The organism is Paraglaciecola sp. QJM3NY_14 (assembly GCF_056173245.1).
In genome coordinates this window covers 5,071,220-5,083,680 of the sequence record NZ_CM149664.1, presented here as the reverse complement: position 1 = coordinate 5,083,680, position 12,461 = coordinate 5,071,220, and the positions used below count along the sequence as shown (strand labels likewise).

13 protein-coding genes are annotated in these 12,461 nt (G+C 43.9%); 3 read left to right on the top strand and 10 right to left on the bottom strand.

What is annotated here, in order from left to right:
- Positions 1-46: 46 nt before the first annotated feature.
- The 6 genes from AC0VYA_RS21770 to AC0VYA_RS21745 all read right to left on the bottom strand — a co-directional run bounded on the left by AC0VYA_RS21770 (position 47) and on the right by AC0VYA_RS21745 (position 4,605).
- Complete coding sequence (locus AC0VYA_RS21770; protein ID WP_041714154.1) at positions 47-226, bottom strand: hypothetical protein; 180 nt, start codon at positions 224-226, stop codon at positions 47-49.
- A gap of 23 nt (positions 227-249) precedes the next feature.
- Positions 250-702, bottom strand: a complete 453-nt coding sequence (locus AC0VYA_RS21765) for a hypothetical protein (protein WP_475489652.1) — start codon at positions 700-702, stop codon at positions 250-252.
- A gap of 178 nt (positions 703-880) precedes the next feature.
- Positions 881-1,645 (bottom strand): class I SAM-dependent methyltransferase, encoded by a 765-nt coding sequence (locus AC0VYA_RS21760; RefSeq protein ID WP_475489651.1) that lies wholly within the window; start codon positions 1,643-1,645, stop codon positions 881-883.
- A 117-nt stretch (positions 1,646-1,762) separates the two neighbouring features.
- Complete coding sequence (locus tag AC0VYA_RS21755) at positions 1,763-3,058, bottom strand: amidohydrolase family protein (protein ID WP_473477136.1); 1,296 nt, start codon at positions 3,056-3,058, stop codon at positions 1,763-1,765.
- A gap of 170 nt (positions 3,059-3,228) precedes the next feature.
- Positions 3,229-3,753: a DUF1285 domain-containing protein gene (locus AC0VYA_RS21750; protein ID WP_475489650.1), complete on the bottom strand. Its 525-nt coding sequence runs from the start codon at positions 3,751-3,753 to the stop codon at positions 3,229-3,231.
- 12 nt (positions 3,754-3,765) lie between these two features.
- Positions 3,766-4,605: a DUF3014 domain-containing protein gene (locus AC0VYA_RS21745; RefSeq protein WP_475489649.1), complete on the bottom strand. Its 840-nt coding sequence runs from the start codon at positions 4,603-4,605 to the stop codon at positions 3,766-3,768.
- 360 nt (positions 4,606-4,965) lie between these two features.
- Here AC0VYA_RS21745 and AC0VYA_RS21740 point away from each other — a divergent pair, with 360 nt between their 5' ends.
- On the top strand, positions 4,966-6,204 hold the full coding sequence (locus AC0VYA_RS21740; protein ID WP_475489648.1) for a sterol desaturase family protein: 1,239 nt from the start codon (positions 4,966-4,968) through the stop codon (positions 6,202-6,204).
- Between the two features lie 86 nt (positions 6,205-6,290).
- The gene (locus tag AC0VYA_RS21735) at positions 6,291-6,599 is read left to right on the top strand and encodes a DUF6482 family protein (protein WP_475489647.1); all 309 of its coding nucleotides are present in this window, start codon (positions 6,291-6,293) and stop codon (positions 6,597-6,599) included.
- Between the two features lie 6 nt (positions 6,600-6,605).
- On the opposite strand, the gene AC0VYA_RS21730 is transcribed toward AC0VYA_RS21735, so the two are convergent.
- The 4 genes from AC0VYA_RS21730 to AC0VYA_RS21715 all read right to left on the bottom strand — a co-directional run bounded on the left by AC0VYA_RS21730 (position 6,606) and on the right by AC0VYA_RS21715 (position 11,021).
- The gene (locus AC0VYA_RS21730; protein WP_006994949.1) at positions 6,606-6,728 is read right to left on the bottom strand and encodes a hypothetical protein; all 123 of its coding nucleotides are present in this window, start codon (positions 6,726-6,728) and stop codon (positions 6,606-6,608) included.
- An 85-nt stretch (positions 6,729-6,813) separates the two neighbouring features.
- A complete protein-coding gene (locus AC0VYA_RS21725; protein ID WP_475489646.1) occupies positions 6,814-7,938 on the bottom strand; it encodes an AI-2E family transporter in 1,125 nt (374 codons plus the stop codon).
- Between the two features lie 123 nt (positions 7,939-8,061).
- Positions 8,062-8,568: a DUF6702 family protein gene (locus tag AC0VYA_RS21720; RefSeq protein ID WP_475489645.1), complete on the bottom strand. Its 507-nt coding sequence runs from the start codon at positions 8,566-8,568 to the stop codon at positions 8,062-8,064.
- Between the two features lie 2 nt (positions 8,569-8,570).
- Entirely contained in the window at positions 8,571-11,021 is a 2,451-nt protein-coding gene (locus tag AC0VYA_RS21715) for a M1 family metallopeptidase (protein WP_475489644.1), read from the bottom strand.
- Between the two features lie 301 nt (positions 11,022-11,322).
- Here AC0VYA_RS21715 and proB point away from each other — a divergent pair, with 301 nt between their 5' ends.
- Entirely contained in the window at positions 11,323-12,420 is a 1,098-nt protein-coding gene (proB, locus tag AC0VYA_RS21710) for a glutamate 5-kinase (RefSeq protein WP_473477122.1), read from the top strand.
- The last annotated feature ends 41 nt before the right edge of the window (positions 12,421-12,461 follow it).

Below are 12,461 nucleotides of genomic sequence, written 5' to 3'. Positions count from 1 at the left end.
TTTCTATATTTATTTAAAGCAATCTAATTCGTTACGAACCGCTGTTCTAAACAGCAGCGGCTTGCAACAATAGATTCATTAAAATGCGTTTACTGTGAGTACAATCACAATGCAGTTCTTCAGCGCATACGTTGTGCTCAGCTAACAAGCGTTTAAGTACGTCTACCCGTAATTGAATGGGCACGAACTGTTCTTGGTCTCGTGACTTAGGGCTATAAGTTTGCATGTTCTATCCACCCGTTATAAAGATTAATGAAGAGCGTGTTCCTCGTTGAGCTGCGAATGCATAAACTTCTGATGAAAGCCCGCCCCTAACGCCAAAGACTTAATACAATCGATAATACAACGCTGTAGTGTAGGTTGTTGGTAACTTAGGGTCAGTTCTGGCTTGAGGCGTTTTTGTGCCTGCTCGTAGACGGCTAAGCTAAGGGTCTTTTTTCCTAGTTTTTGCAGAGTATCGGCCAATAGCACTGCGGTGGCGGTGAAATCAACAATGTTTGAAGAGGTTTGCCTTTCAGCTTGGGTCATCACTATTTCAGCGGTTTCATAGGCGCAACCAAGGTAAGGTAACGCTTGTTGCCAAGCACCTTGCTCACGATAGTATTGGCCTGTGTCTTGGGTTTCACGCAGATGAGTATGTGCGGCCATGGGGTTGGTTGCTAACCACTGGCGGTGGTTGGGGCATAGAAAGTTCTGTGACATATCGATTCTCGTGTTAATTGCGTAAAATCAAATTAACGCAAATGAGAATGATTATCAATTATTATTGTTAAATTATTTAACCTTTCTTGAGTGACCTAGAATAGGTACTCAAGGAAGGTTAATAGCGGTTTTCAACTAATTGTTTTAGTTAGTTAATTTTTCACTACGTCTTTTTGAACTAGGGCTTTTTAAATTTTAGCGTCCAGCGATCGGTATTCCCTGTTACGCTTTTTGCACCGACTTCAAACCTAAGCTCATCGTCTTCTCTGTAATGTAAATCGCTGACATCCACCAGCTCAAAGCCTGCCTGCTGAATTTCATGAATGGCCAACACTGGGTCTACTCTGCGGCGATTTGCATTACTCGCTGGCTCGTTATGGCGCGCAGTATGGTCAACGACCGCATAAATACCGCCTGACTTGAGTGCAGCAAAAGCGACTTCATTCATTTTACGGCGGCCTTGTTCATTAAAATTATGGTAATTACGAAACGTAAGCACCATATCTATATTGCTTACACCGAGTGAATCAACATCAAGAGAATAGAAACGGGCCCCATCTTCGCGCCACAAGCGGGCATTTTGTGCAGTCACTTTCGCTTTTTCAAATCCAGGCTCTTTAAATAATGTGTCACCAACGTGATTTGCGCCTATTGCTGCATAGTATTGGCCTTCATCATTAACCACTGGGGCTAAAATCTTGGTGTACCATCCCCCCCCTGGAATAAGCTCAACAATGTGCATATCAGGTTTTAATCCAAAGAACGCTAAGGTTTCTAGGGGTTTGCGGTTATCGTCCCGTGCGGTCTCTTGGGTGCTTCTTATGTCACTGGCCATGGCGGCCTGGACCTTTTCTTTAAGGGGGGGCTGATCGGCCATTACCGAGCCTGCAAATAAAAAACTGCTGGCAGTCAAAACAGTTAATGCTAGTTTGCTCAATTTCATGTGTCGCTCCAAAGTGATAAATAGTGTTGTGGCGCTAAGGGGTTCAAATAAGTCACCGAGTTGGGCGTGCCGCGCTATGTTCTTATTAAGGCAACCCAACCCGATTGTTCTCAATTTCTATGCTTCAGGTGTTTTATATATCTGGCCGTTTTTCATCACAAAGCTGATCTGCTGCATCCTTTTGATATCGTCTAGCGGGTCACCTGATACCGCGACTAAATCTGCTAACTTGCCATCTTCTATGGTGCCTAAAGAATCGAGTTGGTCGATTAATATTGCGCCATGATAGGTTGCAGCTCGAATAGCCTCTATGGGTTTCATGCCTGCTTCGACCATAAGCACAAACTCTAAGCCATTATCACCGTGAGCGGATACACCTGAATCCGTACCAAACGCAATTTTAACCCCGGCTTTATGTGCATTAGCCAACGTTTGTAGAATCAGAGGCCCTATAGTCGCGGCTTTGGGGCGTACTAACTCTGGAAAGAAACCATCAATTTTGGCCTTCTCAGCTACCCAATTACCAGCCATCACTGTAGGAACATAGTAAGTCTGATGCTTTTTCATTAGTTTGAAGGTTTGTTTGTCCATGTAGGTGCCATGCTCGATGGATGTCACACCTGCTTCAATCGCGCGCTCCATGCCTTCTTTACCGTGCGCATGAACGGCGATTGTCATACCATAATCTTTAGCGGTATCAACAATAGCCTTTAATTCATCGTCCATAAACTGCGGATTCTGACCACTTTTAGCGACAGATAAAACCCCGCCAGTGGCCGTGATTTTGATTAAGTCTGCGCCGTCTTTATAGCGTTGACGAACGGCTTTACGTGCCTCTGCTACGCCATTAATTACGCCGTCAGCGGCGCCTGGGTCACCTTGAATTTTCTTTGCTGTACCGTTGGTCGGGTCAGCATGCCCACCCGTTGTGGCAATTGATTTTGCCGCTGTAAAAATACGTGGACCTTCCACGACACCTTTGTTGATCGCATTGCGTAGGGCTACCGACTCGTTATAACCATCGCCTAAGTTGCGAATAGTGGTGAAACCCGCCAGAAGTGTACGCTTGGCGTACTGAACGCCTTTTATGGCATAGTCGGCTTCATTTAGGGTAAAGCGCTCCATGTAACTCGATGGACCATTGTGTTGCGAGGTAACGTGGGTGTGCATATCCATCAAGCCAGGCATAAGGGTGTGCGTTTTAAGATCGACCAGTTCATCTTGTTCGCCGCCGGAAATATAGCCTTGATGGATTTTGCTGATTTTATTGCCATCGACCACTACGGTCACTTCACTCATTACCCTGTCTGAATTGGCGGGGATAAGCTTGCCTGCTTGTATATAGGTGGCCGCTAGGGCTTGGGTGCATATCAGCGAAGCGGCTAAGGCAACGCTGATCATTGAAACTCGCATAGTATTATTCTCGTTTTAGCTAGTGAGTGTTCAGATTAGGGGAATAAGGTCGGCAGGTCAAAACGATGCTGGGCACTAAATGTTAACAAAATGTTATTTCGATAAGCCATCTACAAAACAATGATTTCAATGAGCAAAAGTCAACTAGAAGGGGTAAAAACGCAGGGTAATTAGAGCTTACCTAGGCAAAAACGATAACCCCCACTACTGATAAATAAGGCGTCGTCTTCTTGCTCGGCTTGTTCAATTAATTGGTAGTAAACGTTTTGATGCAATCGCGCCCATAAATTGCCCCTTACTTTGATATAAGGCAAAGCAAGGTTATTTTTGCTGTCTTGTTTGAGTTCAACAGGATTTTGCGCGCTAACGATTATTTGCTCTTCAGTCTGAGTCGTAAATACCAGTAAATCACCTTGTTGTTCCCATTGGGTGATCACGTAAGGTACGTCTTCTACTGTAATACCGAGCTTTTCTACTGGGGTGACCAAAAAGTATTGGTCACCCTCTTTTTTTAACACACTAGCAAACAGTTTCACCAACGCTTTTCGACCGATAGGCGTACCCATGTAAAACCAGCTCCCATCGTGTTTTATGACGAGATCCATATCGCCACAAAAATCTGGGTTCCACTTATCAACCGGTGGCAGCTTGCCTTGTTGATCGCCAAGCTGCTTTTGTAGTGTTGCTAAGTCCATATTGACTGAAACCTATTCTTGATCTGCAGCGATAGCGGTCTTAAGCTCTCGCAGTTTGGCTTTAATACGGCGCATATTTTCAGGACCGGTGCGCAGTAATTGTTTTTGGGGTGACGCTAAGGCTTCTAAACGTTCATCTTTAAACTTGAACATGACGCTGTCAGTATAAACCTCGACAGGAACAGGCACTTCTGGCGTATCAAGTAATAAGTCGATGGCATCGAGTAGAGTGTCATCGAAATCCTGCCCAGGACTGCTGATCTCTCCAAATATCTCGTTGATAGCGGGCTTGTATTCTTGATAAAGCTGCTCTAACGACTCAGGATCAAGTGACTCAAGTACATCAACATAAGGGGTATAGCGCTTGTAGCTAGCTGGGTCTATCCATTCTTTGTCTGCTTGTTGAAAAGTGCGAAACGTTTGCTCAGGCTTTTTTAATACCTGATGATTCGCGGGTAATTCTTCATCTGCCAAATTGTTGGTGGTGATAACAAAGCGTTGTAGCAAGTCGTCATTCACCAGTAAACGGGCTAGCTCGCCATAATCTGATAATTTTAATAGTTCGGTTTTGACCGCGCCGTCGCTGGTATCAAGTGGCTCCGGCTCAGGGATAGGCTCTGGTGCTGCTTCTGGCTCAGGCAATTCTTCTGGCTCTTGTGCCATAGGTTCTTCTTCTGGCAAAGGTAATGGAGCAACTTCAGGAATAGTGGTAACAGGCACTTCAACCGGAGGCTCAGGCTCAACTGGTTTGTCAGCAGGCCAGAAAAGCACAGCGCCAATCACTACGATTAATACAACCGCGATCGCTACATAAGGCACTAATGATTTATTTTTTACGTCTTCTTCACTCATAAAAACTCCTTTAGAGGCATCAACTTGGCCTGAAACTGTGACTGTGCACATTTACACTTTATCAAGAGCACTTCGCTTTATACTGGCTAACTTATAGTGTTGTGATAAAAGATCAATCTATCAAGGGCTATATATCTCAATTCGTTGAAATTATACCAATTCCATTAATTTTCGCTGAGTGGCTAATTATTTTATGGAGTGGGTATTAATCTGACAGGCTGCAACCTTGTTAAACTCTGTTCTTATAATCTTTTGAATTATGGCGTTGTTGAACTTTGTTAATAAAATGTTGCTAACGAGCATCGAACACCTTAATTTAGAAGGTATTAGTCGAAATAAGTTCGTTTAGGCAGCTATGCAATGAGTTATATAATTTACGCCATACCCTTTTTCTTTTTATTGATTGCTTTAGAGCTAGTGGCTGAGTATTTCAGAAAAACAGATTACTACCGGACTAATGATGCGATTAATAGCTTAACGGCGGGAGTGTTGAGCCGTATGTTCGGAATTTTGAAAGCCTTAGTACCCTTTACTTTATACGTGGTCTTATATGATAACTATGCGCTTTTCACCTTGGGAGATAACATCTGGCTAGGGCTGATTGCTTTTGTGCTATATGACTTTTGCTATTACTGGAATCACAGATTTGGCCATGAAATGAGTATTTTGTGGGCCGCTCATGTGGTGCACCACTCTAGTGAAGAGTACAACCTCACCACCGCCTTGCGACAAACGAGCGGCAGTTTTTTAAGTTGGATATTTTACCTACCCTTAGCCTTTCTCGGTGTCGACCCGATGCTGCTGCTTACCGTGGGCTCACTCAATCTTATTTATCAGTTTTGGGTGCACACACGTCACATTGGCAGGCTAGGCTGGTTGGAATGGATATTCGTAACACCCTCTAATCATCGAGCTCACCATGCGCAAAACCAGATCTATATCGACCGTAATTACGGGGGAGTTTTTATTATATGGGATCGGTTGTTCGGCTCATTTCAAGATGAGTTGGACGAAGAGCCCCCTATTTACGGGATCCGCAAAGCGCTACACAGTTGGAACCCTATCTATGCCAATACCCATATTTATCAGCAACTCATAAAGGATAGCTGGCGAACCAAAGCGTGGTCAGACAAATTCAAAGTATGGTTTGGTAAAACTGGCTGGCGCCCCGCTGATATGGAGCGCGATTATCCTCTGGGGCGGGTAGATTTAACGCGTTTTAAAAAGTTCGACATAGCCATTTCAACACGACGTAAAACTTATGCACTGTTACAGCACGGGCTAACGACTTTTATAGGCTTAGTATTTTTATTAAATATTACCCATTTAGCGCTTATGCAACAGGTACTCGTAATTGCTTGGGTCATATTCGCCAGTCTGTCAGTAGGTGAAGTATTGGCGATGAAAGTATCAGGTTGGTGGCTAGAGGTAGCAAAATACGTAGTGTTAATAAGTGTGCTCGTGACTCAGCCGATCCCTTTATGGCTAATGTTAAGCATTTCACCTTTTACTGTGCTGAGTATTACTATGTGGCCGAGCTTAAAAAGAGAATATACCAACATCGTTGAGCAAAAAGAAAATATGGCGATTACTGGATGATCTGACTTCATCCTATGTGAGTAAAAAGACCATCAACTGCAAAACGATCTTGGCATGTGCTGAAGGTCATACTCACTGGAGTCATTATGCTAAAGTATATCTTACAAGACATTATGTCAAACAAACCTAACATTGAGGTAGCCTCAGTTGAGTCTCACGACATGAGCCTTTATATTTTGCGCTTAACCATAGCAGGCAAGCAAGGCGTGGTGTATGACAAGTCGACGCATAGGCCAATGTCATTTAGAAGCACGGAGCATATCCGCGACGCGCTAAGTGAATGCTGCGTTAATCATGCTGAGTTGATTCACTTGTCACCCTATGACGAAATGATTGGCAATCCAAAATCTGAACGCGCTATGGTATTGCCGTTCTCAATACATAACCAAGCATAATTAAGCTTAGCGATTTTCGATAGTGTTATGTACGAAAAGGTAAGCGTAATAACAACACAACGCCACGATCACGCCTATGCCAAGAATTGAACCCCAAGCAACCGGATCGGTTAATATTAATGCCATCATGATTATTTCCCCTCAATGATTTGATAACGTAATGCTAGCGGATCGCTGAGGGGCAGAATTGATCTGAATCAATTTTTACAATGGCTTAGTGGCTTTTCGCTTCGATGATTTTTAACCAGTGAGTCCATATATTTAATTGGTCCAGTGTTAACTTTATACACACTAACAAAGGTACTGCTAACAAAACGCCGACTGCACCCCACAACCAACCCCAGACCAACAACCACAAGACAACGATAAGCGGATTAAGCTGCATATTACGACCTAGCACGGTAGGAGTAATAAACTGAGACTCAATAAGATTTAACCCAAAGTAAACGGCTGGAGGAATAAGCGCAGTCACCTGCACGCCAAACTGAACTAGGCCTGCTAGGGTTAAAATGGTTGCTCCAATAAGTGAACCTACATATGGAATAAAGTTTAATAGACCTGCCAATACCCCCCAAAGAAGCGCATCTTCAATGCCGATTAAGTACAACACAAAAGCCGTGCTCAGACCAAGACCGGCGTTGATAATACTGACGGTCACTATGTAGCGAGATAATTCTTTTTGAATGGTCGCCACTAGGCATCGCGCTTGATCTTTATCGGTAATTTTCGGAAAGTGCTGGATAAACGCTTCAAATAGTTGAGGGCCAAAAATAAGCAAGAAAAGTGTTAAAATAACCCCTGTCATTAGCTGAGCCAATATTAAAGGGGTACTTGATAGCACAGAGAGCATGATCTCTAATCCCCCTTGCTTTAAGCGTTGAGACATCACGTTTTCATCTTTCTCAACGGGCCTCTGTTCTGCCTTATTTTTGAATAAACCGAAGAAGCTAAATTCTTCATCATCGGCTTTAGCCGACAGGTTACTTTCGTTTTCACCTTCCATAGCATCACTGATCGAATCGAGTTGCTCGGTAACATGTTGGGTCAACTCCGGTACTAACTTGGCCCATTTTTGTGCTGGCTCAGCTAGTTCTGCGCCAAGAAACGTAAAAGGCGCTATCAAAGTCGAAACAAGTAAAAATGCAGACACTGTTCGAGGAATATGTAAACCTTGTAGCGCAGCGACAAGTGGGCTCAAAAGCAGCGCTATAAGTGAAGTAACGACCAGAGGCATCAATAGACTTTGGGTGAAATAGAGCGTGTATAAAACGCCTAAGAAAAGTAACCAAACCGCAGGTTCAGTTCTTTTTGCTCCTGGTTGACCAGAAAGTGTTGCCATTGATGTCTCTTAGAATGTAGGTAATTGTTTATAGAATACACGGGAAATGTATTTGGTGAGATATAAAAATGCCCGTTAGAACTTTCGGGCATTGGTGTTTGGTATGTTATGCGTTTGACTTAATCAATGATGCTCAAACTCAACCTTTAAAAGCTCAATAGAATCTTCAAAAGTCAGGGTTTGAATATCGCCCTTACCTTCTACATTGATGGTATTGATTTGGCTGGGCCATAGATCACGCAACGCGTTGTGGCTAATCACTAGGTTATCCAATTGCTCGGGTTCAGCTGTTTCTTGATACACCCAGAAGAATTTACCTTCCATTTCAAAGCCAGCGGATTTAAGTGGTATCGATTGGCCATTTTCTTTGCTCATAGCAAAGCGCTTGCTCACGTAATCGCTAAATTGTTGTTGCGTTTTAGCTGATCCAATAATGTCTGCATTTTTACCAAAAATATGCCGTACAGCATGCTCTGCGTCATGTAGGTTAAACCTATGCATCACTTCTATGTTTTCAGTGCGAGGATTAAACAACACGGTACTAATGGCTGTTTTCTGTTGATGTGCAAAAACCGCACTTGTTGCTATCAGCAACAAAGCGGTTAAGGTACGTATGAACAATTTAGGCATGACTAGTCGTCATTCTCGTCTTCGTCATCGCCTTTGAGCTCAGTTTTGATGTCTTGCATGATATCGCGAGACACTTTCTTAGTGCTCTTCTTCGCTTTGTAAGCTTCGATACGTGAAGGAATAATCTTACGAGGGTAATCATTATTGCTTACATCAACGTCGGCGGTTTCCCAACGCGGATCGACTGAAACGCTAACCAATTCTTTGTCCTTGTCAGTCACGATCAATTTGCTCACCGCTTTAGGGGTTCGACGCCAGATTTCAGCTGGGATGTATTGATTCTCCTTGCTGCCATCGGCAAAGGTAAGCTCAAGAATGATTGGCATGACTAAGCCGCCTTTGTTTGAGAAATCAAGCACGTAATAGTTTTTGTCTTCTTTGACGGCACGATCAAATGCTGTGCGTTCCCAAGGCTCAAGGTCTTTTAGGAATTTGTTGTATTTATTACGTTCTTTGTTGGTCACTGTGAAGCGATCATTCTCGTCGTAGAAGTCGGTAATGTCAGAGAATCTGTCAACCCAAAGCTCTTTACCTTCGGCTTTATTACGCTCGTCGGTCAAAGACAGAGGCTTATCTAACTCTTCTTGGCGCTGACGATCAAAATCGATGTCTGGATTTTTGGTATCTAAACGCAGTTTAGAGATCTTATCCAAGGAGATATCAACGTGATCTGTGGTGTAAAACCATCCACGCCAGAACCAATCTAAATCAACACCACTGGCTTCTTCCATGGTGCGGAAAAAGTCTGACGGTGTTGGGCGCTTAAACATCCAGCGTTGGGCGTATTCTTTAAAAGCAAAATCAAATAGCTCACGACCAAGAATAGTTTCACGCAATATATTAAGGGCCACGGCTGGTTTGGTATACGCGTTAGGGCCAAGGTGCAATACGCTATCAGATTGGGTCATCACAGGCACCTGAGATGAAGATTTCATGTAACCTACTACATCACGCGGCTCCACACCCCAAGGAATTGTTGGATCCCATTCGCGACCAGCAACGCCATCTAAAAAGCTGTTTAACCCTTCATCCATCCATGACCATTGACGCTCATCTGAGTTAACAATCATTGGGAAGTAGTTATGTCCTACTTCGTGAATAACGACGCCAATCAAGAAGCGCTTTTCAGCCTGAGAATAGGTACGGCTGCCGTCGTCCTGTAATTCAGTACGCGGGCCGTTGAACGAAATCATGGGGTATTCCATGCCACCGACAGGACCATTGACCGATTGCGCCGTCGGGTAGGGATAATCAAATGAAAAGCGAGAGTACACATCTAATGTATGCACTACTGATTCAGTCGAATATTTCTTCCATAAATCGCCGCCTTCTTTAGGATAAAAAGACATCGCCATGACTAATGACTGCTCTGAACCTTTTTGTGGATGACCTTTGGCATCCCACATGAACTTACGTGACGATGCCCATGCGAAGTCGCGTACGTTTTGAGCACTGAATTTCCAGGTTTTTTCTTTACTGGTACCGGCCTTTTCATTTTCCAATGCTTCATCAGCGGTTACGACAAACACAGGACGTTTTGCGGTTTCAGCTTCTTTCAAGCGCTTGCGCTGAGTTGAAGTAAGTACTTGCTTAGGGTTTTGTAGCACACCTGTAGAGCTTACGATGTGATCCGCTGGAACGGTCATTTCAACATCATAATCACCAAATTCGAGAGTGAATTCACCGCGGCCAATAAACTCTTTATTGGTCCATGCTTCATAGTCCGTATAAGCGTGTAGGCGTGGGAACCACTGGGCAAGTAAGAAGATATCATTGCCGCCATCGCGTTCGTCATCAGGGAAATGCTCATAACCAGAACGAGCCGATACGGCATCTTCTTCCACTATGTTGTAAGCAAAATCAATCGCAAAATCGACAGACTTTCCAGGCGCTAAAGGCTGTGCCAAATCGATACGCATGTTCGTGCCGACAATAACGTGGTGCAGCTTAGAACCTGTAGAATCAACGACTTTTTGAATGTCGTAGCCAAGTTCATGATCGGCCACAAATTGGTCTCGGCGCAATGCGGCTAAGCTTAGTTGTGCAGGCTTACTGCTGGTCGCGCCTTGAGTAGCAGGACCACGAGCCCCTATACCACCAAAGGTGGTCGTCATAGCTGACATGGAGTCATTTCTAAATTTATTTTGATCTAACTGCAGCCACAAATATCTTAACGTGTCAGGCGAGTTATTTTTATAAGTAATGCTTTCACTGGCTTCTAAACGACGCTTTTTCTCGTTTAAATGCACTTTAATTTTGTAGTCTACAGCTTGCTGCCAATATTGATGCCCCGGTTGCCCAGCGGCGTTTCGGTATACATTTGGCGTAGGAAGTGACTCATCTAACTGGCGGAACTTATCTTTAAAGTCGCCTTTGGTTTGTTCGATAGCGGCATTCGCAGCACTGATCGATAACAGCGAAATTAACGCTGTAGTGACTATTTTATTAAACATTTGATTCCCTGATTTTGTATTTCGAGCTGCATTGAATTCGTTATTATTTTCCAACACGAAGGTGATAATATAACAAAAAAATCAGCAAATCTTGAACACGTGAACAATCGCGCACAATAACATTGTAAGCAAATTGTACACATAAGCTGACTTTTACCTTCAAATTGTGAGATTGGTATTTTAGCGGGTTTATCTGATAAATATAATTTCTTCCTAAAAGACCATAGCTTATAACGACTAATACTTGTTTCTAGGCGGGTTTGTCGTACTCTAAAGGCATATTAACTCGGTAGGATTTCTCATGTCACAACTCTCGTGGCAACGGGCCGTTATCAAAGTCGGTAGTGCCCTTATCGCCCCTGACGGCAAAGCGTGTAGTAGTAAATACTTGTTACCCATAGCGCAATTTATTGTGACCAGCCGCGCTCAGGGGAAAGAGGTGATTTTAGTCTCTTCAGGTAGTGTTGCAGCTGGACGCGGTAAAATTGGCTATAAACATCACCCATCGATCGCTGAAAAGCAGGCGATGGCTGCGATTGGGCAAACGCATATGATGGCGAATTGGGCGCGTTTATTTGATTTCGACTGCGCACAAATCTTGCTGACGTCTGATGATCTGCATAATCGCACGCGCTACGTCAATATCAAAAACACGTTACGAGAACTGCTGCGTAACAATGCGCTACCAATCGTGAATGAAAACGACACGGTTGCTATTAATGAATTAAAAGTAGGCGACAATGATAACTTAGCGGCTTATACCGCGTTAGTTGCCCAAGCTGATACTTTGATTATTTGTTCTGATATTGATGGCTTGTATGAAGCAGACCCAAGGCAAAACCCACTTGCCAAGTTCATTCCGACGGTACATGAGATTGATCAAAGTATTCATGACTTAGCCGGTGGAGCCGGTACAAGTGTGGGTACTGGAGGCATGCGCACCAAAATTCAGGCCGCCGAGAAGTGTGCTAAAAGTGGGATCCAAACGTTAATCGTCAACGGCCGCAATCCAGATGTGTTTGAGCAACTTGCTCAAGGGCAGCAGCCGGGAACGTTATTCTTGCCCATGAAAAACCAAGACGGTGCTCGTAATCAGTGGTTACGGCATACGTTGCGCTCAAAAGGTACGTTAGTCATTGATGAGGGGGCTCAGAAGGCGCTGATCCATAAAGGCGCTTCGCTGCTTCCTTCAGGTATTACCAGTGTCTTAGGGGCGTTTAAACCCGGTGAAGCGGTTGATATTCGGTTCAAAGACCAGATAATAGGGAAAGGCCTTTCCCTATATGGCAATAGTGAGTTGCAGCAAATAAAGGGGCAACGAAGCGATAGAATCGAACCTATTCTGGGTTATTCATCGGGTGAGGTTGCCATTCATCGTGACGATTTGGTTTTACTCTAGCTATCGCGGTTCAACGAAGTTTGTTATCAATTTAAAAGGTG

Bases quoted from the DNA above. Each gene is read 5' to 3' on its own strand.
- AC0VYA_RS21755 (WP_473477136.1), bottom strand. From the start codon at position 3,058: ATGCGAGTTTCAATGATCAGCGTTGCCTTAGCCGCTTCGCTGATATGC.
- AC0VYA_RS21770 (WP_041714154.1), bottom strand. From the start codon at position 226: ATGCAAACTTATAGCCCTAAGTCACGAGACCAAGAACAGTTCGTGCCC.
- AC0VYA_RS21750 (WP_475489650.1), bottom strand. From the start codon at position 3,753: ATGGACTTAGCAACACTACAAAAGCAGCTTGGCGATCAACAAGGCAAG.
- AC0VYA_RS21725 (WP_475489646.1), bottom strand. From the start codon at position 7,938: ATGGCAACACTTTCTGGTCAACCAGGAGCAAAAAGAACTGAACCTGCG.
- AC0VYA_RS21720 (WP_475489645.1), bottom strand. From the start codon at position 8,568: ATGCCTAAATTGTTCATACGTACCTTAACCGCTTTGTTGCTGATAGCA.
- AC0VYA_RS21730 (WP_006994949.1), bottom strand. From the start codon at position 6,728: ATGATGGCATTAATATTAACCGATCCGGTTGCTTGGGGTTCAATTCTT.
- AC0VYA_RS21765 (WP_475489652.1), bottom strand. From the start codon at position 702: ATGTCACAGAACTTTCTATGCCCCAACCACCGCCAGTGGTTAGCAACC.
- AC0VYA_RS21715 (WP_475489644.1), bottom strand. From the start codon at position 11,021: ATGTTTAATAAAATAGTCACTACAGCGTTAATTTCGCTGTTATCGATC.
- AC0VYA_RS21760 (WP_475489651.1), bottom strand. From the start codon at position 1,645: ATGAAATTGAGCAAACTAGCATTAACTGTTTTGACTGCCAGCAGTTTT.
- proB (WP_473477122.1), top strand. From the start codon at position 11,323: ATGTCACAACTCTCGTGGCAACGGGCCGTTATCAAAGTCGGTAGTGCC.
- AC0VYA_RS21740 (WP_475489648.1), top strand. From the start codon at position 4,966: ATGAGTTATATAATTTACGCCATACCCTTTTTCTTTTTATTGATTGCT.
- AC0VYA_RS21735 (WP_475489647.1), top strand. From the start codon at position 6,291: ATGCTAAAGTATATCTTACAAGACATTATGTCAAACAAACCTAACATT.
- AC0VYA_RS21745 (WP_475489649.1), bottom strand. From the start codon at position 4,605: ATGAGTGAAGAAGACGTAAAAAATAAATCATTAGTGCCTTATGTAGCG.